At 67.5% G+C, this 18,065-nt stretch carries 17 protein-coding genes; 16 read left to right on the plus strand and 1 reads right to left on the minus strand.

Annotation, left to right across the window (positions count from 1 at the left end; genetic code table 11):
* Positions 1–4 precede the first annotated feature (4 nt).
* Entirely contained in the window at positions 5–2,458 is a 2,454-nt protein-coding gene (locus VSR71_RS16905) for an LPS-assembly protein LptD (protein ID WP_342915002.1), read from the minus strand.
* Between the two features lie 200 nt (positions 2,459–2,658).
* Here VSR71_RS16905 and VSR71_RS16910 point away from each other — a divergent pair, with 200 nt between their 5' ends.
* The 16 genes from VSR71_RS16910 (at position 2,659) to VSR71_RS16985 (ending at position 18,029) form a co-directional block, all read left to right on the plus strand.
* A complete protein-coding gene (locus tag VSR71_RS16910) occupies positions 2,659–3,693 on the plus strand; it encodes an aminoglycoside phosphotransferase family protein (protein ID WP_342915003.1) in 1,035 nt (344 codons plus the stop codon).
* Positions 3,650–4,483 carry an AzlC family ABC transporter permease gene (locus tag VSR71_RS16915; RefSeq protein ID WP_428979420.1) on the plus strand — a complete coding sequence of 278 codons (834 nt, stop codon included), beginning with the start codon at positions 3,650–3,652 and terminating at the stop codon, positions 4,481–4,483. Before VSR71_RS16910 ends, VSR71_RS16915 begins: the two co-directional genes overlap by 44 nt.
* Positions 4,480–4,803: an AzlD domain-containing protein gene (locus VSR71_RS16920; RefSeq protein WP_133093742.1), complete on the plus strand. Its 324-nt coding sequence runs from the start codon at positions 4,480–4,482 to the stop codon at positions 4,801–4,803. The genes VSR71_RS16915 and VSR71_RS16920 overlap by 4 nt, the downstream gene beginning before the upstream one ends.
* Positions 4,803–5,540: an N-acetylmuramate alpha-1-phosphate uridylyltransferase MurU gene (gene murU, locus VSR71_RS16925; protein WP_342915004.1), complete on the plus strand. Its 738-nt coding sequence runs from the start codon at positions 4,803–4,805 to the stop codon at positions 5,538–5,540. The genes VSR71_RS16920 and murU overlap by 1 nt, the downstream gene beginning before the upstream one ends.
* Positions 5,541–5,660: 120 nt before the next feature.
* The gene (locus VSR71_RS16930; protein WP_342915005.1) at positions 5,661–7,052 is read left to right on the plus strand and encodes an aminopeptidase P N-terminal domain-containing protein; all 1,392 of its coding nucleotides are present in this window, start codon (positions 5,661–5,663) and stop codon (positions 7,050–7,052) included.
* Positions 7,049–7,534, plus strand: a complete 486-nt coding sequence (locus VSR71_RS16935) for a hypothetical protein (RefSeq protein WP_342915006.1) — start codon at positions 7,049–7,051, stop codon at positions 7,532–7,534. Before VSR71_RS16930 ends, VSR71_RS16935 begins: the two co-directional genes overlap by 4 nt.
* On the plus strand, positions 7,515–8,744 hold the full coding sequence (locus VSR71_RS16940; protein WP_342915007.1) for a UbiH/UbiF/VisC/COQ6 family ubiquinone biosynthesis hydroxylase: 1,230 nt from the start codon (positions 7,515–7,517) through the stop codon (positions 8,742–8,744). Before VSR71_RS16935 ends, VSR71_RS16940 begins: the two co-directional genes overlap by 20 nt.
* 293 nt (positions 8,745–9,037) lie before the next feature.
* A complete protein-coding gene (gene dusB / locus VSR71_RS16945) occupies positions 9,038–10,105 on the plus strand; it encodes a tRNA dihydrouridine synthase DusB (protein WP_342915008.1) in 1,068 nt (355 codons plus the stop codon).
* Positions 10,102–10,335 (plus strand): Fis family transcriptional regulator, encoded by a 234-nt coding sequence (locus tag VSR71_RS16950; protein ID WP_019447044.1) that lies wholly within the window; start codon positions 10,102–10,104, stop codon positions 10,333–10,335. The genes dusB and VSR71_RS16950 overlap by 4 nt, the downstream gene beginning before the upstream one ends.
* 22 nt (positions 10,336–10,357) lie before the next feature.
* Complete coding sequence (gene purH, locus VSR71_RS16955) at positions 10,358–11,932, plus strand: bifunctional phosphoribosylaminoimidazolecarboxamide formyltransferase/IMP cyclohydrolase (protein WP_342915009.1); 1,575 nt, start codon at positions 10,358–10,360, stop codon at positions 11,930–11,932.
* 1,029 nt (positions 11,933–12,961) lie between these two features.
* A complete protein-coding gene (gene ruvC, locus VSR71_RS16960) occupies positions 12,962–13,507 on the plus strand; it encodes a crossover junction endodeoxyribonuclease RuvC (RefSeq protein WP_342915010.1) in 546 nt (181 codons plus the stop codon).
* A gap of 54 nt (positions 13,508–13,561) precedes the next feature.
* Positions 13,562–14,785, plus strand: a complete 1,224-nt coding sequence (locus VSR71_RS16965; RefSeq protein WP_342915011.1) for a glycerophosphodiester phosphodiesterase — start codon at positions 13,562–13,564, stop codon at positions 14,783–14,785.
* An 88-nt stretch (positions 14,786–14,873) separates the two neighbouring features.
* The gene (gene ruvA / locus VSR71_RS16970) at positions 14,874–15,455 is read left to right on the plus strand and encodes a Holliday junction branch migration protein RuvA (RefSeq protein ID WP_342915012.1); all 582 of its coding nucleotides are present in this window, start codon (positions 14,874–14,876) and stop codon (positions 15,453–15,455) included.
* A 46-nt stretch (positions 15,456–15,501) separates the two neighbouring features.
* Positions 15,502–16,560 (plus strand): Holliday junction branch migration DNA helicase RuvB, encoded by a 1,059-nt coding sequence (gene ruvB, locus VSR71_RS16975; protein WP_342915013.1) that lies wholly within the window; start codon positions 15,502–15,504, stop codon positions 16,558–16,560.
* Positions 16,561–16,785: 225 nt separating this feature from the next.
* Positions 16,786–17,400 (plus strand): hypothetical protein, encoded by a 615-nt coding sequence (locus VSR71_RS16980; RefSeq protein WP_428979421.1) that lies wholly within the window; start codon positions 16,786–16,788, stop codon positions 17,398–17,400.
* 44 nt (positions 17,401–17,444) lie between these two features.
* Positions 17,445–18,029: a BPSL1445 family SYLF domain-containing lipoprotein gene (locus VSR71_RS16985; protein WP_342915014.1), complete on the plus strand. Its 585-nt coding sequence runs from the start codon at positions 17,445–17,447 to the stop codon at positions 18,027–18,029.
* Positions 18,030–18,065: the final 36 nt, after the last annotated feature.

An 18,065-nucleotide genomic window follows, 5' to 3' on the forward strand; every position in this document is an offset into this window, starting at 1 on the left:
TCCGTCATTCATAGTGATCGTACTGGGTCGTCGGTACCGGCTTGGCGGACACGGGCTCGTAGCCCGGCACGTTCAGGCGCAGGATGTTCAGCGGATTGGACCCGATCTTGGAAAGGCCACGGAACTCCACCTGCAGGAAGACCCGCCCGGTGTAGCCCTGCGTGGTGTTGCGGAAACGCTGGTAGACCACGCGGCCGACCCAGCAGTCCGCGGCGTATTCGACGCCGGCCAGCGTATCGACCATCTGGCTCGCGCTCAGGTCGAAGGCAAAGCGCGCGATGGCGTAGGCGCGCCGCGTGATCGGCCACTGGCCCGACAGCTCGAACTGGTCGATCGCGGTGTTGTCGGTCACGGCGGTCGGACGGCGGTAGCGATAGCCGGCGTTGAAGACCTTGCGCGGCTCGGGGCGATATGCAAACGCTACGTTGCCGTAGTTGATCCGGTCGGTATCCAGGTTGTACTGCACCCCCATGTCCAGGTAATAGCCCCGGAACATCTGGATGGTGGTCGCCGCGAGCAGATCGGAGGCGCCAGGCTTGGGGTCCGCCAGCGTGCCATTGATCTGCACGCGCTGCCCGGTGAAATCGTAGCGCTGCGCGATGGTGCCGCGGAAACGCTCGATACCGGAGTCAGACTCGATCAGGCGCGTGGTCAGGCCACCAGTGATCTTGTTGTTGTCGGCGATGCGGTCGTAGCCGGTGAACGGGTTCTCGCTGAAGATCTGGCCATAGCCGAAGTCGGACTGGACCGTGTCGAACAGCGGGAACAGGCTCTGGTCGCGGAACGGCGTGTAGACGTAGAACAGGCGCGGCTCCAGCGTCTGCAGGTAGTTCACGCCGAACAGCCGGCTCATGGTCGGCGCCTCGCGCTCGAACGTCATGCCCGAATCCAGGCTGACGGTCGGCAGCACGCGCGAGAAATTGGTCTGCGCGTTAGGCGTATTGTCCTGCGACTCCATCTGGTACTGGGTGGCGTTGAACGTGACCTTCGGGGTCACGTACCAGCCGGCGCGCACGATCGGGTAGCTGATGCTCGGCTGGATGAACATGCGCTCGCCCTGCGGCTGCTGGAAGCCGGTGGACGTCAGCGGGATGCGGAAGCGGGTGTAGTCCGCCTCGACCTGCACGTCGAAGCCGCCCAGGTCATAGCGGAGGTACTTGCCGTTGAGCTGCGGCACGCGCTCGTACGAGGGCTCGCTGGGGCGCAGCGTCTGGAACTTCTGCACCCGCGCCATCAGGAAGAAATCCTGCCAGTTGTAGGTGACGCCGCCTTCCTGCACGTACTGGCGCTGCGCCGACTGCGCCACGCTGCGGTTGAAGTCGTCCGGGTACTGGTCGTCCGAGACCCGGTTGACGTTCAGGTAGGCGTTCAGCCCCTTGGCCAGGTTCTGGTTGTGCTGGATCGAGTAGGCCCAGCGGTTCGAGTTGGTCTTCTGGTCGTCAGGCAGGAACTCGGCGCGGATGCGGCCGGAGTAGCCCTGCCCCAGGTAGCGGTATTCGCCGCCCAGCTGCAGGCCCCGCTCCGTCATCAGCCGCGGGTAGATGGTCAGGTCGCGGTTCGGCGCGATGTTGAAGTAGTACGGCGTCGTCAGGTCGAAACCCGAGCGCGAGCCGTAACCCATCAACGGCGCCAGGAAGCCGCTGCGACGGTCATCGTTGAGCGGAAAGCTGAATGCCGGCGCTGCCGCGATCGGCACCCCGAAGAAATTCAGCACGCCGCCATAGGCAACGCCCACCTGGCGGTCGCTGTCCAGGTCGATCTGGTTCGCGCTGAAATACCAGTCCGCGTTGTCCGGCGAGCAGGTGGTGTACGACGCCCGCTTGATTGTGCTGCGGTCCTTGTCCAGGAAGTCGATGCGCTCGGCCTTGCCGGCGCCGCCGGTCTGCTGGTAGTAGTAGTCAGGCGACAGCATGTAGCCTTCGTTGGCCTCGACCTTCAGCTTGGCCTCGGGCCCCACCGCCAGCGTGCCGCTGCGCGACAGCCGCACGTTGCCCTGGGCATGGGCCTCGTCCGTATCCTGGTCATAGCTCAGCTTGTCGCCCTTGACGACACCGCCGTCGCGGCGCAGCTCGGCATGGCCCTCGAGCTGGACGCCGCGCTCGCTGTAGCCGGTCATGCGGTCGCCCTCGATGAACGTCGGCGCGCCGGAATCAGGCTCGCTGGTCTTGGGGGGCTCGGCCAGCCGCGGCACCAGTTCGCCGGATACCGCGGGCAGCTCGGGCGCCTGCGGTGCGGCTTCGAACACCGGCTCGACCTGGTCCAGGTCCGGAATCGCCGAGCCCGACATCTGCGCCTGGGCGCCGGCCGACAGGCCGGCCATGGCCAGCACCAGCGGCCGCAGCCGGCCCGCGTTCAGGCGGCCCTTCAGGCGACCAGCGAGCCTGGCGCGGGCGGCGGCACCAGTGGGGGCAGGCGAAAGCAAGGCCTTGTTATTCGGTGTTCGTCGTTGTTCGGTCATTCGCACGGGTTGTCAGTCTCGGCGTGGGCTGCGGCCGCCTGCAAGCCGCCAACCCCTGCCAGAGCAGGCTGCGGGGCAACGAAGGCCCCTCCCGGGGGCCGCCCGGCGCCCGGGTCTGGTCGGGTATTATACGGGGCAACCAAACCTGCCCTTGCGGCCGGCTTGCCCCGCTCCACGATATTTTTCCGCGCCCTTCCTGTATGGCAGCTCTTCCCCACGACCCACGCCTGGACCAGCTCAAGGCCTGGGTGTCCGGCCTTGGCCCGGCATGGTCCGCCGATCCCGACTCCTGCGTGCCCGCATCGGCCGATGCCAGCTTCCGGCGTTATTTCCGCGTGCGCACCGGCAACCCGGCGCACCCGACCGCCATCGTCATGGACGCGCCGCCGGCACACGAGGACTGCCGCCCCTTCATCCACGTCTGCCAGCTGTTCGGCGAGGCCGGCGTGACCGTGCCGACCGTGCTGGCACAGGACCTGGCGCAGGGTTTCCTGCTGCTCGCGGACCTGGGCAGCCAGACTTACCTGTCGCGGCTGGACGACTCCACGGCCCATGGCATGTATGCCGACGCCGCCGCGGCGCTGGTCCGCATCCAGGCCGCCACCCGCCCCGGCGAACTGCCCGCGTACGACCGCGCGCTGCTGCAGCGCGAACTCGACCTCTTCCCGCAGTGGTACGTGGCCAGGCACCTTGGCGCCACCCTGAGCGACACCCAGCAGGCCGACCTGCGTGAAGTGATGGATGCGCTGCTTGCCAACAACCTGGCGCAGCCGCAGGTCTACGTGCACCGCGACTACCACTCGCGCAACCTGATGGTGCTGGATGGCGGCGCCAATCCTGGCGTGCTGGATTTCCAGGACGCGGTGATCGGCCCGATCACCTATGACGCGGTCTCGCTGTGGCGCGATGCCTATATCGAATGGGAAGAAGAGCAGCAGCTCGACTGGCTGATCCGCTATTGGGAGCGCGCGCGCAAGGCCGGCCTGCCGGTCAATGCGGATTTCGGCGAGTTCTACCGCGATTTCGAATGGATGGGCCTGCAGCGCCACCTGAAGGTGCTTGGGATCTTCGCCCGCCTGTACCACCGCGACGGCAAGGACGGCTACCTCGCCAACCTGCCGCTGGTGCTGAAGTACACCCGCAGCGTTGCCGGCCGCTATACCGAGCTGCGCAAGCTGATCCGCCTGCTGGATGAGCTGGAAGGCGTTGCCAGCCCGGCCGGCTATACCTTCTGACAACGTGCCTGACGTCAACGACCAGGCCGGGCCCGCCTCCATCACCGCCTTGGGCGAATGGCTGGCCGGCGCGCGCGCGCTCGCGCCGATGCTGCTTGGCGTGGTGCCGTTCGGCCTGATCTACGGCGTGCTGGCCGTTGGCGCCGGCATGCCCGCATGGCTGGCCTGTGCCATGAGCGCGATCGTGTTCGGCGGCGCCTCGCAGATGATCCTGACCCAGTTGTGGACCGCCGGCACGCCCGCGGTGGTGATCACGCTGACGGTGGCCATGGTCAACCTGCGCCATGCGCTGTATTCCGCGACGATCGCGCCCACGTTGGCCCATCTGCCGCGCCGCTGGAAGGCGCTGATCGCTTACCTGCTGACCGACGAGGCCTTCGCCGCGATGACGCACCGGCTGGGCGATACCGGCCCGCGCGCGCAGTATCGCCACTGGTATTACTTCGGCGGCGGCTTCGCGCTGTGGGCAAGCTGGCAGGTGTCGACGCTGGCCGGCGTGCTGGTCGGCGCCCAGGTGCCGCGCGACTGGCCGCTCGATTTCTTCCTGCCGCTGACCTTCATCGGCATCATTGTGCCCGGCCTCAAGCACCGCTCGCACGTAGCCGCGGCGCTGGCCGCCAGCGTACTGGCAGTGGCCTGCTACGGCCTGCCGCACAAGCTCGGGCTGATGGTGGCGGCGCTGGGCGGCATCGCCGCCGGCATGCTGGTGCTGGGCCGTGGCAACCGCCCCGGCGCGCGCCGGGGCGGCGCGGCCGATCGGTCCGGCTCGGTCGGCAAGGAGACCGCATGAATGCGCTGACCTTGCTATGGGTCTTTCTGGCCGCCGGCCTGGCGACCTTCCTGATCCGCCTGTCATTCATCGCCGTGGAAGGCCGCGTGCGGCTGCCGGCGTGGTTCCGAACCGCGCTGCAGTTCGTCCCGGCCGCCATGCTGTCGGCGCTGATCGCCCCCGACCTGCTGATGCAGGGCGGCGAACTCGCGCTCACCCCAACCAATGCGCGGCTGGTGGCCGGCGTGGTCGCCATCCTGATCGCCGCGCGTACCCGCAGCGTCGGCTGGACCATCGCCGGCGGCATGGCCGCGCTGCTTGCCCTGGAGGCCCTCTTCTGATGAAGGTCATGATCTTCGCCGCCGGCCGCGGCGACCGCATGCGCCCGCTGACCGATACCTGCCCCAAGCCGCTGCTGGCCGTGGGCGGCAAGCCGCTGATCGTCTGGAAGATCGAAGCGCTGGCGCGCGCCGGCCTGCGCGACATCGTCATCAACCACGCATGGCTCGGCGACCAGATCGAAGCCGCGCTCGGCGACGGCAGCCGTTTCGGCGTGCGCATCGCGTACTCGCCCGAAACCGAGGCGCTGGAAACCGCCGGCGGCATCGCCAGGGCCATGCCGCTGCTGTCGCACGACCCGGCCCGCGGCGAGATTTTCCTGGCCGTGTCGGGCGACATCTTCTGCGACTACGATTTCCGCACGCTGCTGCCACGCGCAGCCGCGCTGGCTGGCGCCGACGAGCCGCGCATGCACCTGGTCATGGTGCCCAACCCGGCATTCCACCCGCGTGGCGACTTCGGGATGGATGCGCAAGGACGGCTATCGCTGGAGGAGCACCCGATCCACGGCGAGCGCCTTACCTTCGGCAATATCGGCCTGTACGACACGCGCCTGTTTACGGGCATCGCACCCGGCAGCCGTATGGCCATGACGCCACTGTACCGCGCCGCGATCGCCGCAGGCACCGCCACCGGAGAACGCTTCGACGGGCGCTGGGAAAACGTGGGGACGCCGGCGCAGCTGGATGAACTGAACGCCAGTATCGCGCCTGTGCCGGCCGCCTCCGTCGGCCGCTGAATCGAGGGGTATCGGGCAGTGCCATGGCAGGGGCGCGACGCGCCTTTCGCTTCACCGCCGCTGCAACCCGCCTGGCGGCGTTAGAATCGGCCTGATCCTCCTCTTCCCCCAGGCCACACCATGTCCGCACCCGACAACGCCCTCCTCGCCGCCTGCCGCGAACGCCGCGCCCGTGTGCTGCAGCACCTGCGCGCCGGCGGTGGTGGCGTGGCGATCCTGCCCACGGCGCCGGAAGCCATGCGCAACCGCGACAGCGACTATCCGTACCGGCACGACAGCTATTTCTATTACTTGACCGGCTTCACCGAGCCCGAGGCCGTGCTGGTGCTGGTGGCCGGCGCGCCGGGTGACCCCGCCGATGCCGACCGCAGCATCCTGTTCTGCCGCCCCAAGCACGAGGAGCGCGAGATCTGGGACGGCTTCCGCTACGGCCCCGAAGGGGCACGCGCCACGTTCGGCTTCGACGAGGCGCATTCGTTCGAAGAGATCGATGCGACGCTGCCGCCGCTGCTGGCCAATCGCGCGCAGGTCGCTTACCCGCTGGCCGAGTCGACCCGCACCGACATGCAGATGCGCCGCTGGCTCGACGCCGTGCGCATGCAGGGCCGCGCCGGCGTGTCCGCGCCGTCGGTGGCGATCGATATCCGCACGCTGCTTGACGAAATGCGGCTATTCAAGGACGCGGGCGAACTGGCCATCATGCGCCGCGCGGGCGAAATCTCCGCCGGGGCCCATGTACGCGCGATGCAGGCCACGCGCCCGGGCCTGCGCGAATACCACCTCGAAGCCGAGCTGCTCTATGAATTCCGTCGCCACGGCGCGCAGAGCGTGGCCTACAACTCCATCGTCGCCGCCGGTGCCAACGCGTGCGTGCTGCATTACCGCGCCGGCCCGGCCGAGCTGAAGGATGGCGACCTGTGCCTGATCGACGCCGGCTGCGAGCTCGACGGCTACGCTTCGGACATCACCCGTACCTTCCCGGTGTCGGGGCGCTTTTCGCCCGCGCAGCGCGAGTTGTATGACCTGGTGGTGGCGGCGCAGGAAGCCGCGATCGCCGAGACCCGCGCCGGCGTGCCCTACAACGTGCCGCACGATGCCGCCGTGCGCGTGCTGGCGCAAGGCATGCTCGATACCGGCCTGCTCGACCGCAACAAGGAAGGCACGCTCGACGACGTGCTGGCCAGCGGCAGCTACCGCCGCTTCTACATGCACCGCACCGGCCACTGGCTTGGCATGGACGTGCACGACGTGGGCGAATACCGCGTCGCCAGCCATGGCGGCGAGGGCGAGCGCCCGTGGCGGCCGCTGCAGCCAGGCATGGTGCTGACCATCGAGCCCGGCATCTACGTGCGTCCGGCAGAGGATGTGCCGGAGCGCTACTGGCATATCGGCATCCGCATCGAGGATGACGCCGTGGTGACCGATGGCGACTGCGAGCTGATCACCCGCGGCGTACCGGTGCTTGCCGACGACATCGAAGCGCTGATGCGCGATGCCGGAGGCCGGCGATGATCGGCTGGCTGCGCAGACTCTTTCCCGGCCAGGGCAGCACGCCGGCAGCGGCCGCTCAAGCGCGCGACCCGTCGGAACCGTTCATCATCAACCTGTTCGACGACCGCGTCGTGGTGCACCGTCCTGATGGGCAGCGCGAGGAAGTCGCGTGGGACACGCTGGAACGCGTCGTGGTGCGCGTCTCCAACCGCGAGCCCTGGGTGGGGGCTGCCTGGCTGATCCTGGTCGGCGCGCCCGACAGCGGCCAGGGTTGCGTGGTCCCGGCCGATGCCGCCAACTATGCCGCGCTGCTCGAGCAACTGAGCGCGTTGCCCGGCTTCAACCAGCAGAAGCTCGACAATGCGATGCGCGATGCCGCGGCCGGCAAGTCGCGCACCGACGCGATCTGCTGGAAGCGCGGTGCCGGCGAGACTGGCGGCGGCGGCAGCGATGCCCCGGGCGGCAATACAGGAGGCAGTGACGATGCCGGCCGCGCCAGCTGATCTCCGCGACATCGCCATCGTCGGCGGCGGCCCGGTGGGACTGGCGTTGGCCTGCCAGCTGCTGCGCACCACCGACTGGCGCATCGCGCTGATCGATGCGGCCACGCCGGCGCGCGCCGCGCGCGATCCGCGCGCGATCGCGCTGTCGCACGGCAGCCGCCAGTTGCTCGAGCAGATCGGCGCCTGGCCTGTGCCCGGCAGCCCGATCGAACATATCCACGTGTCGCAGCGCGGCCGCTTTGGCCATGTCCGGCTGCACCACGACGACTACGGCGTGCCGGCGTTAGGCTACGTGGTCCGCTATGGCGAGCTGTGCGACGTGCTCGAACGCGCCCTCGCGCGCGCCGCGCAGGCTTGCCCGGCCGACCGGCTGCAGCGCGTATTCGAGACCCGTATCGACCAGATCGAGCAGCCGCCACCGGCCGGCACCGGCGACGATGCCGACGGCGGCTCAGTGCAGCTGACCGGCTCCGCGCATGACGGGCAGGCAGCGGTCTTTGTTTCCCGGGTGGCGATACAGGCCGAGGGCGGCTTGTTCCACGAGCAATCCCGGCACCAGGGCCGCGGCGCGCGCACGCGCGACTACGGGCAGACCGCCGTGATTGCCCATGTGGCCTGCTCGCGCCCTCAGCCGGGCTGGGCCTGGGAGCGCTTTACCGAGGAAGGCCCGCTGGCGCTGTTGCCATACGACGAGCATGGCGTGCCGGGCTTCGCGCTGGTGTGGTGCTGCCCGCCGGAACAGGCCGCACGACGGCTGGCGCTGCCCGACGCGGAGTTCGCGCTGGAACTTGGCCGTGCCTTCGGCGATCGCATGGGCTATTTCACGCTGGCGGGCAAGCGCCATGCCTTCCCGCTGGGGCTGAACGCCGCGCCGGTCACGGTCAGCGGCCGCGTCGCGGCGGTCGGCAATGCGGCGCAGACGCTGCATCCGGTGGCGGGCCAGGGCCTCAACCTGGGCCTGCGCGACGCCTTCGCGCTGGCCGACTCGCTGCGCGCCGCCTGCACGCCGCAAGCGCTGCAGGCGTTTGCCAGCCGGCATCGGCTCGACCGCGCGGTCACCATCGGCGTCACCGACCTGTTGCCGCGCCTGTTCGGCGTGCCCTATCCGCTTGCCGCGCACGCCCGCGGGGCGTCGCTGGCGGCGCTCGCCTGCCTGCCGCCGCTGCGGCACGCGCTGGCGCGCCACATGATGTTCGGCATGCGCCGCTGAGGACAGACATCGGGGATCTGTGGCGCGTGCGCCACGCACCACGGATCCCGCTGCGGATTGCGCCATCGATGCTCAATTCTTGAGCAGTCGCTTCCGTTTGGCGGTAGAATCTCGCCCTCGCACATGTCCCGATCCATCGCCGGCTGCAGTTTCGGCAGGGGCATGTTTTTCCGTTTCGTCTCTGTTTCGCCCGATCGTCACAAGGTCTCCCGAACCAGAGCAGGCCATCCCGATCCCTGCCCGGCGCGCGCGCCGCCAGGGCGGCAGGGCCCCAGCTGAACCGCCGCCCTATCGTGCAGATCGGACCTCACCAACTCCGCAACAACCTGTTTGTCGCCCCCATGGCGGGCGTGACGGACCGGCCGTTCCGCCAACTGTGCAAGCAGCTCGGCGCCGGCTATGCGGTGTCGGAAATGGTGGCGTCCAATGCACAGCTGTGGAAAAGCGAAAAGACCATGCGCCGCGCCAACCACGCCGGCGAGGTCGAGCCCATTTCCGTGCAGATTGCCGGCGCCGAGCCGTCGATGATGGCCGAGGCGGCGCGCTACAACGTCGACCGCGGCGCGCAGATCATCGATATCAACATGGGCTGCCCGGCCAAGAAGGTGTGCAACGTGGCCGCCGGCTCGGCGCTGCTGCAGAACGAGCCGCTGGTGGTGCGCATCGTCGAGGCGGTGGTCGCCGCAGTCGGCGATCGCGTGCCGGTCACGCTGAAGATCCGCACCGGGTGGAACCGCGAGAACCGCAATGCGCTGCGCATCGCGCGCATGGTCGAGGACGCGGGCATCAGCATGCTCACCATCCACGGGCGCACCCGTGCCGACCTGTACCACGGCGACGCCGAGTACGAGACCATTGCCGCGGTCAAGGCAGCGATCTCGATCCCGGTGGTCGCCAACGGCGACATCACGACGCCGCAGAAGGCAAGGCAAGTGCTGGCGCTGACCGGCGCGGACGCGATCATGATCGGCCGCGCGGCACAGGGCCGGCCGTGGCTGTTCCGTGAAATCGAGCACTTCCTGAAGACCGGCACAATGCTGCCGTCGCCCGAGGTGGCCGAGATCCGCGCGATCATGAACGCGCACCTGGAAGACCACTACGCCTTCTACGGCGAGTTCACCGGCGTGCGCACCGCGCGCAAGCATATTGCCTGGTACACGCGCGGCCTGCGCGGCGCGAACCTGTTCCGGCACCGGATGAACACGCTGGAATCCACCACCGAGCAACTGGCCGCGGTCAACGCCTTCTTCGACGAGCAGGCGGCGTTCTCGGACCGGCTGGTGTACGTGGACGACGAGCAGGGCAAACAAGATCAAGACGAAGCGAACAACAACAAAAACGGGGAGTTGCTTGCCGCATGAGCCGCAACGCTATCGACCAGTGCATCCGGGATAGCCTGGACACGTATTTTCGCGACCTGGACGGTGAAGAACCTTCCAATATGTACAACATGGTGCTCGAGGCCGTCGAACGGCCGCTGCTGGAAGCCGTGATGGTGCGCGCCGAGCGCAACCAGTCGCTGGCAGCCGCCTACCTGGGCATCAATCGCAACACGCTGCGCAAGAAGTTGCAGCAGCACGGTTTACTTTGAATTTGAAGCGTTTCCCACAGCCATGATCAAGCAAGCCCTCCTTTCCGTTTCCGACAAGACCGGCATCGTCGAATTCGCGCGCGAACTGAACGCGCTCGGCGTGACGCTGCTTTCCACCGGCGGCACCGCCAAGCTGCTGGCCGACAGCGGCCTGCCCGTGACGGAGGTGGCCGACTACACCGGCTTCCCGGAAATGCTCGACGGCCGCGTCAAGACGCTGCACCCGAAGGTCCACGGCGGCATCCTGGCACGCCGCGACCTGCCCGAGCACATGGCCGCGCTGGCCGAGCACGATATCCCCACGATCGACCTGCTGGTGGTGAACCTGTACCCGTTCCAGCAGACCGTGGCCAAGGATGACTGCACGCTGCCGGACGCGATCGAGAACATCGATATCGGCGGCCCGACCATGCTGCGCTCGGCGGCCAAGAACCACCGCGACGTGACCGTCATCGTCGATCCGGCCGACTATGCCGTGGTGCTCGACGAGATGCGCGCCAATGGCAACGCCGTCGGCTACGACACAAACTTCCGCCTGGCGACCAAGGTGTTCGCGCATACGGCGCAGTACGACGGTGCCATCACCAACTACCTCACCAGCCTCGGTGCCGACAAGTCGCACCAAGCCCGCAGCGCCTACCCGCAGACGCTGAACCTGGCCTTCGACAAGGTCCAGGAAATGCGCTACGGCGAGAACCCGCACCAGTCGGCGGCGTTCTACCGCGACCTGAAGGCGGTGGACGGCGCGCTGGCCAACTACGTGCAGCTGCAGGGCAAGGAGCTGTCGTACAACAACATCGCCGACGCTGATGCGGCGTGGGAATGCGTGAAGTCGTTCGACGCCGCCGCTGGCGCCGCCTGCGTCATCATCAAGCACGCCAATCCTTGCGGCGTGGCGCTGGGTGCCAACGCGCTGGAAGCGTATGAGAAGGCGTTCAAAACCGATTCCACCTCGGCCTTCGGCGGCATCATCGCTTTCAACGTGGAACTGGACGAAGCCGCTGCGCAGGCCGTGGCCAAGCAGTTTGTCGAAGTGCTGATCGCGCCGTCGTTCAGCGCCGCCGCGCGCGCCGTATTCGCGGCCAAGCAGAATGTGCGCCTGCTGGAGATTCCGCTGGGCAAGGGGATCAACCATTATGACTTCAAGCGTGTCGGTGGCGGCCTGCTGGTGCAGAGCCCGGATGCCAAGAATGTGCAGCCGTCCGAACTGCGCGTGGTGACGCGTCGTCATCCGACTCCGAAGGAAATGGATGACCTGATGTTTGCCTGGCGGGTGGCGAAGTTCGTCAAGTCCAATGCCATCGTGTTCTGTGGCGGTGGCATAACGCTGGGTGTCGGTGCCGGGCAGATGAGCCGTGTGGATTCGGCACGGATTGCCAGCATCAAGGCGCAGAATGCCGGGCTGACGCTGGCTGGTTCCGCCGTGGCGTCGGACGCGTTCTTCCCGTTCCGTGATGGGCTGGATGTGGTTGTGGATGCGGGCGCTACCTGCGTGATTCAGCCGGGTGGATCGGTGCGGGATGATGAGGTGATTGCCGCGGCTGATGAGCGGGGGATTGCCATGGTGCTGACTGGGACGCGGCATTTCAGGCATTAAGGGTTATTTTGGCCGCGCTTGTCGCGGCTGGTGACATGCTGTCGGCCTTTGAACCGCTGTTTTCGCGTTGGTGACATGCTGTCGGCCGTTGAACCGCCTGGTTCCGCCCTCCTGGGCGGGTAACTTTTTGTCCGAGCGACAAAAAGTCACCAAAAAGCGCGTTTACGGCCCTGCGGGCGGCCACTTTTATCGTAGTGGGCAAAAGGCTTTCGTACGGGGCTGGGATTCGTTGCAGGACAAGCCTGCCTGACGCCTTGGTGCGCCACAGTGGCTCGGGATTGACGCGGTGATTGAACAAGCCCAGAGCTGTGAGTGGCCCCTGCTGCTGGCGGCAACGTGGGAACGCCTGCGGCTGCGCTGCGCGCGGGCAGCATCTCAGCTCATGGGCCCGGGCACAGAACGCGTCGCTGTGCTCGCTTGGCGCTATCGCTGGCGAACCAGACGGCCCTTCTCTTCCCGCTTGTTTGCTCCCCTCTCCCGCTTGCGGGAGAGGGGCCGGGGGTGAGGGCCGGAGCTTCTACGAAGTAAAGCCAGCCAAATTGCCGGCGCTACGCCAAGACCTTCGTATTGCGCCAGCCACGTCGTCAAGTGTGCGACACCGAGGCCGAAGCGCAAGCCAGGACATGAAAGCCAGCTCCGCCACGTTAGGGCCGGCGCGCAGCGCAGCCAAAGGCGTCCCTAAGTTGACGCCAGCAGCAGGGTCCACCCACAGCTCTGGGCTCGTTCAATCACCACGTCAATCCCAGCCACCGTGGCGCACCAGGGCGTCAGGCAGTCCTGCTATGTGAGGAAGCGCAGCCCCGTACGAAAGCCGTCGCCCACTACGATAAGAGTGGCCGCCCGCAGGGCCGTAAACGCGCTTTTTGGTGACTTTTTGTCGCTCGGACAAAAAGTTACCCGCCCAGGAGGGCGGAACCAGGCGGTTCAACAGCCGACAGCATGTCATCAACAGCGACCAGATACCGAATACCCAACTCCCCATAAAACCCCACTAAACTCCCAAAGCCACACCCCAAAAACCAACCCCATATGCGAATCCTAGGCATCGACCCCGGCCTGCGCACCACCGGCTTTGGCGTGATCGAGAAGCAAGGCAACAAGCTTGCCTACATCGCCTCGGGCACGATCAAGAGCAACGGCAACGAGAGCCTGCCGGAACGGCTGAAGACGCTTTATGACGGCATCAGCGAGATCTCCCGCACCTATGCCCCCGACTGCGCCGCGATTGAAAAGGTCTTCGTCAACGTCAACCCGCAATCCACGCTGTTGCTCGGCCAGGCCCGCGGCGCAGCGATCTGCGGGCTGGTCGGCTATGGCCTGCCGGTATTCGAATACACCGCGCTGCAGCTGAAGGTCGCGGTGGTCGGCTACGGCCGCGCCAACAAGGCCCAGGTCCAGGAAATGGTGACCCGCCTGCTGATGCTGCCAGGCCAGCCCGGCAGCGACGCGGCCGATGCGCTGGGCGTGGCCATTTGCCATGCCAACGGCGGCGATACGCTGGGCACACTGGCCGGCATGGCCCCTGAACTGGTGCGCAAGGGCATGCGCGTGCGACGCGGCCGGCTGGTCGGCTGAGCCGGACTCCGGAGTCTCTTACAATCGGGCTTCGTCTTCCCGCAGGAATACTGAATGCCAAGCCAGATTGATCTCCTTGCCCGCCCTGTAATGCTAGCCTTGCGGCGCTGGCGGATCCCGGTCACCGCGGCCGCCGTCGGCGCCATGCTGGTCGCCGGCTGTGCCACCGCGCCCCGGCCGAAGCGCCATGGACCGCCGGCGCCAGTGCCGGCGCCGGCCCCCGCACCAGGCACGCCGCAGCCCCCCGCCGCGGAGAAACCCAAGGCACTGGTCATCGCCCACCGCGGCGCCAGCGCGCTGCGCCCCGAACACACGCTGGCCGCCTATGCCAAGGCGATCGAGGACGGCGCCGATGCGATCGAGCCCGATCTCGTCATGACCCGCGACGGCGTACTGGTAGCCCGCCACGAGAACGACATCACCGGCACCACCAACGTCGCCGACATGGCGCAATTCGCCGACCGCAAGCGCACCAAGGTCATCGATGGCGAGCGCCTGACCGGCTGGTTCACCGAAGACTTCACGCTGGCCGAGCTCAAGACGCTGCGCGCGCGCGAGCGCATCCCGCGACTGCGCCCGGCCAATGCACGACTGAACGACCAGTTCGAGATTCCCACCTTCGATGAGATTGTTCGCCTTGCCGAGCAGGCATCGCTTCGCACCGGCAAACCCATCGGCATCTACGCCGAGCTCAAGCATCCGAGCTATTTCCGCGGCATCGGCCTGCCCATGGAAGACAAGCTCGCCGCCGCGGTGCGCGCCAAGCCTTACCTCGGCCAGGCACCGATGTTCATTCAATGCTTTGAAGGCGGCAGCTTGCGCGCGCTGCGGCGCACGTTCGGCCACGCGCAGCCCAACGTCAAACTGGTGCAACTGGTCGGCAACCCGCGCAAGAGCCCCGCCGACTGGAAGCTCGCTGGCGACACCCGCACCTTCGGCGACATGCTGAATACGACCGGCCTGCGCGAAGTCGCGACCTACGCCGACGGCATCGGCCCGGAGAAAAGCAGCGTAGTGCCGCGCGACGCCCAGGGGGCGCTCGCCGCGCCGACCGCGTTGGTCCGCGAGGCCCATTCCGCCAGCCTGTTCGTCCATCCCTACACCTTCCGCCCGGAGAACAGCTTCCTGCCCAAGGCGCTGCAGACCGGCGGCGACGAGGGCACGCGCAGCCCGTCGGGCATGGTGCGCGAGCTGGAAGCGTTTATCGCGGCCGGCGTCGATGGCTTCTTCACCGACGACCCCGCGCTGGGACGCCGCGCGGTCGATGCAGATCGCTGACGCCGCATATGGCCGGCTGCAATATGGCCGCAATGCCGCCGCGGGGTACACTTGCGGCCGCCTTATCCCCCACCCAACAAGCCCAGACATGATCGGACGCATCGCCGGCACCCTCATCGAGAAGAATCCCCCGCACCTGCTGGTCGACTGCCATGGCGTCGGCTATGAAGTCGACGTACCGATGAGTACCTTCTATAACCTGCCGGGGGCGGGCCAGCCGGTCACGCTGCTGACCCAGCTGATCGTGCGCGAGGACGCGCACCTGCTGTACGGCTTCGGCACGGCGGCCGAGCGCAATACCTTCCGCGAGCTGATCAAGATCAGCGGCATCGGCGCGCGCATGGCGCTGGCGGTGCTGTCGGGCATGTCGGTATCCGAGCTGGCACAGGCGATCACGCTGCAGGAAGCGGGCCGGCTGACGCGCGTGCCGGGCATCGGCAAGAAGACCGCCGAGCGGCTGCTGCTCGAGCTCAAGGGCAAGCTGGGCGCGGAACTGGGGCACGCGCCCGGCGCCGCGGCGGTGCCCGACAGCGCCGTCGATGTGCTTAACGCGCTGCTCGCGCTGGGCTACTCGGAGAAGGAAGCCGCCTCGGCGATCAAGCAGGTGCCGGCCGGCACCGGTGTGTCCGAGGGCATCAAGCTGGCGCTCAAGGCCTTGTCCAAGGGCTGAGGCGTAGAATGGCGGGGTGTTTTCCGGGGTATCCCCCATTAGCGCCATGATCGAGACCGACAAGCTTTCCGCCCCTGCCCGCGTGATTTCCGCCACCCCCGCCTCGTCGCAGGAGGAGGCGTTCGAGCGCGCGCTGCGGCCCAAGCTGCTGGACGAATACGTCGGCCAGGAAAAGGTGCGCGGGCAGCTCGATATCTTCATGCACGCCGCGCGCAAGCGGCGCGAAGCGCTCGATCACGTGCTGCTGTTCGGCCCACCGGGCCTGGGCAAGACCACCCTGGCCCATATCATCGCGCGCGAAATGGGCGTGGGCCTGCGCCAGACTTCCGGGCCGGTGCTGGAGCGCCCGGGCGACCTGGCGGCGCTGCTGACTAACCTGGAAGCCAACGACGTGCTCTTCATCGACGAGATCCACCGGCTGTCGCCGGTCGTCGAGGAGATCCTGTACCCGGCGCTGGAGGATTACCAGATCGACATCATGATCGGGGAAGGCCCGGCGGCCCGCTCGGTCAAGCTGGACCTGCAGCCGTTCACGCTGGTGGGCGCCACCACGCGCGCCGGAATGCTGACCAATCCGCTGCGCGACCGCTTCGGGATCGTGGCGCGGCTGGAGTTCTACAACGCCGAGGAACTGGCGCGCATCGTCACGCGCTCGGCGCAGTTGCTGCACGCCAGCATCGATCCGCAGGGCGCGCTGGAGATCGCGCGGCGAGCGCGCGGCACCCCGCGTATCGCCAACCGGCTGCTGCGCCGCGTGCGCGACTATGCCGAGGTCAAGGGAGACGGCACCATCACGCGCGAGATGGCCGATGCCGCGCTGGCCATGCTCGATGTCGACCGCGTCGGCCTTGACCTGATGGACCGCAAGCTGCTGGAAGCGGTGCTGCACAAGTTCGGCGGCGGCCCGGTGGGCGTGGACAACCTGGCCGCGGCCATCGGCGAGGAGCGCGACACCATCGAGGACGTGCTCGAACCCTACCTGATCCAGCAGGGCTACCTGCAGCGCACGCCGCGCGGCCGCGTGGCCACAGCGGCGGCCTACCGGCATTTCGGGCTGGCGTCGCCGCAGGCTGGCGGCGGCGGCGAGTTGTTCGACGGGCAGTAAGGCGCGGCGCCGGCGCATCGGCATCAGCCAATTAAACGTTTTAATCTCGCCCCCCAAATTTTTTCGAAGTGGATTGCTGGCCCATGGCCCATTGTCCACAATGGCTTCATCGGCACCTGCCTGGTGCCCGCCCATGACCGCCCAGGAGGCAGCCCAAGGGTTGCCCCGCGGTTGCGGCGCCATTGTGATCATTGTGAACCGGTTTCCGACCCTGCAAGGAATGCCATGAGCCGTCGCCTGTGCCGCTCCACCTCGTCCCTTCTCGCCGCCACCCTGGCCAGTGCCGCATTCGCGTTACTGGCTGCCGGGAACGCCAACGCCCAGCGTGCGCAGGGTCCCGTCGGCGTCGCCGAAGAAGCCGTGATCAGCGGCAAGATCATTGATATCGATCCCACCTCCAAGGCCGTGCTGGTGCAAGGCCCGCGCGGCAATGTGGTCGAACTGGTCGCGGGCGACGAAGCGAAGAATTTCGGCCAGGTCCGCAAGGGCGACATCGTCACCGTGACCCGAGGCGCGGCCCTGGTGGCATCGCTGGAACCGCTCGACAGCAAGACCACGGCCATGGCTGAACAGGTTGACCGCACCACGCGCGCCGCCGAAGGCGGCAAGCCCGGCATCGCGCGCGAGATCACCACCACGGTTACCGCCGAGATCACCAAGGTCGATCCGGCCAAGCGCCTGGTCACATTCCGTGGACCGCGCGAGACGCTGCGTACCGTCAAGGTCGAGGATCCCGCCATCGACCTGAACCAGATCAAGCGCGGGCAGATGGCCAAGCTCGTCTACCGCGAAGTCGTGGCCATCACGGTCAAGGCACCGACGGCGGCAGCAGCCAACTAAACACCGTGCCGGGCGCGGTACTTTTCCCCACCAGGAGGTTACCTATGAATCGTCGCCACTTTGTTACCCGGGTTGCCGGCTCGGGCCTGCTCGTTGCCACCGCACTGGCGGCAGGCTGCACCACCACCGGCACCAGCGCCTCGAAGGACCCGGTCGCCAAGAAGCAGGAAATCGATGCCGGGGTGGACGGCGCGCTGAACCGGCTGTTCTCCGCCAACGCCGGCGCACGCGACCTGGCGCAGCGCGCGCAAGGGGTCCTGGTGTTCCCGCGTGTCATCTCGGCCGGCCTGGTGGTGGGCGGCGAATACGGCGAAGGTGCGCTGCGATCGAAGGGCGCGACAGTCGGCTACTACAGCACGACGCAGGCCTCGGTGGGGCTGACCGCCGGCGGGCAATCCAAGGCCGTCATCATCATGTTCATGACCCCGGAGGCCTACAACAAGTTTGTCTCCAGCAAGGGCTGGACCGCCGGCGCCGATGCCAACGTGGCGGTGGCCAAGATCGGCGCGGACGGCAGGCTCGACACCCTGACCAGCCAGCAGCCGGTGATTGCCTTCGTGCAGACCAATGCCGGCCTGATGTTCGACGTCTCGGTGAACGGCTCCAAGATCAGCAAGCTGGATATCTGACGCGGCCGCCCGGCTGCGCCACTCGGTCCCGCACTT

Origin of the sequence: Cupriavidus oxalaticus (genome assembly GCF_038900635.1) — a bacterium.
Taxonomy (GTDB): Bacteria; Pseudomonadota; Gammaproteobacteria; order Burkholderiales; family Burkholderiaceae; genus Cupriavidus; species Cupriavidus oxalaticus_B.

Coding starts and splice junctions, on each gene's coding strand:
- ruvC (WP_342915010.1), top strand. CDS start 12,962: ATGCGAATCCTAGGCATCGACCCCGGCCTGCGCACCACCGGCTTTGGC.
- murU (WP_342915004.1), top strand. CDS start 4,803: ATGAAGGTCATGATCTTCGCCGCCGGCCGCGGCGACCGCATGCGCCCG.
- VSR71_RS16965 (WP_342915011.1), top strand. CDS start 13,562: ATGCCAAGCCAGATTGATCTCCTTGCCCGCCCTGTAATGCTAGCCTTG.
- VSR71_RS16980 (WP_428979421.1), top strand. CDS start 16,786: ATGAGCCGTCGCCTGTGCCGCTCCACCTCGTCCCTTCTCGCCGCCACC.
- VSR71_RS16940 (WP_342915007.1), top strand. CDS start 7,515: ATGCCGGCCGCGCCAGCTGATCTCCGCGACATCGCCATCGTCGGCGGC.
- VSR71_RS16950 (WP_019447044.1), top strand. CDS start 10,102: ATGAGCCGCAACGCTATCGACCAGTGCATCCGGGATAGCCTGGACACG.
- ruvB (WP_342915013.1), top strand. CDS start 15,502: ATGATCGAGACCGACAAGCTTTCCGCCCCTGCCCGCGTGATTTCCGCC.
- VSR71_RS16930 (WP_342915005.1), top strand. CDS start 5,661: ATGTCCGCACCCGACAACGCCCTCCTCGCCGCCTGCCGCGAACGCCGC.
- VSR71_RS16935 (WP_342915006.1), top strand. CDS start 7,049: ATGATCGGCTGGCTGCGCAGACTCTTTCCCGGCCAGGGCAGCACGCCG.
- VSR71_RS16985 (WP_342915014.1), top strand. CDS start 17,445: ATGAATCGTCGCCACTTTGTTACCCGGGTTGCCGGCTCGGGCCTGCTC.
- VSR71_RS16920 (WP_133093742.1), top strand. CDS start 4,480: ATGAATGCGCTGACCTTGCTATGGGTCTTTCTGGCCGCCGGCCTGGCG.
- VSR71_RS16905 (WP_342915002.1), bottom strand. CDS start 2,458: ATGACCGAACAACGACGAACACCGAATAACAAGGCCTTGCTTTCGCCT.
- ruvA (WP_342915012.1), top strand. CDS start 14,874: ATGATCGGACGCATCGCCGGCACCCTCATCGAGAAGAATCCCCCGCAC.
- VSR71_RS16915 (WP_428979420.1), top strand. CDS start 3,650: ATGAGCTGGAAGGCGTTGCCAGCCCGGCCGGCTATACCTTCTGACAAC.
- VSR71_RS16910 (WP_342915003.1), top strand. CDS start 2,659: ATGGCAGCTCTTCCCCACGACCCACGCCTGGACCAGCTCAAGGCCTGG.
- purH (WP_342915009.1), top strand. CDS start 10,358: ATGATCAAGCAAGCCCTCCTTTCCGTTTCCGACAAGACCGGCATCGTC.